General features: G+C 52.8%; 1 pseudogene. It reads left to right on the top strand.

Annotation, left to right across the window (positions count from 1 at the left end):
- A pseudogene (locus HMPREF2991_RS09235) lies at nt 1-521 on the top strand (cell division protein FtsK); the annotation flags it as partial.

Raw genomic sequence — 521 nt, 5'->3', positions numbered from 1 at the left:
CGTGAAGGTCTCAGTATCGGGGTTCACCTCTTGGTGACAGCTGGTCGCCAGACCAACCTTCGTGCTCAACTCTACTCGAACTTCAAGCACCAGTTGAGCCTACCACAGAATGAGGCAGGTGAAGTGCGAGCTATCGTGGGCTCTACGCCCCTTGCCATGACCATGGAAGATATCAAGGGACGTGCTCTTATGAAGCGGGAAGAGGTGGATGTCATCCAGCTGGCACTCCCAGTTTATGGAGCCAATGACACCCAAGTCCTCAATAACCTACGTCAGGAAGTCGCTTCCCTCCAAGAAGCCTGGACCGGACAGCGCCCAAGTGCCATCCCGATGGTGCCAGAGGAGTTGACCGAGAAAGACTTCTATAGCCGAGCAAGCGTGCAGACTGCCTATGAACACGGACTTGTGCCATTAGGACTTGACTTGGAGACAGTTGAACCGGTTACTTGGAATCTGGCTAAGGGGAATCTCCTTTACTTAACAGATAAGGAAGAGCAGATGACGGCCTTGGTGAAACACAT

This window comes from Streptococcus sp. HMSC072D07, from assembly GCF_001814835.1.
In the GTDB taxonomy this organism is placed as follows: domain Bacteria; phylum Bacillota; class Bacilli; order Lactobacillales; family Streptococcaceae; genus Streptococcus.
The sequence above is the reverse complement of the archived record's forward strand: the minus strand, read 5'-3'. Positions and strand labels throughout refer to the sequence as shown.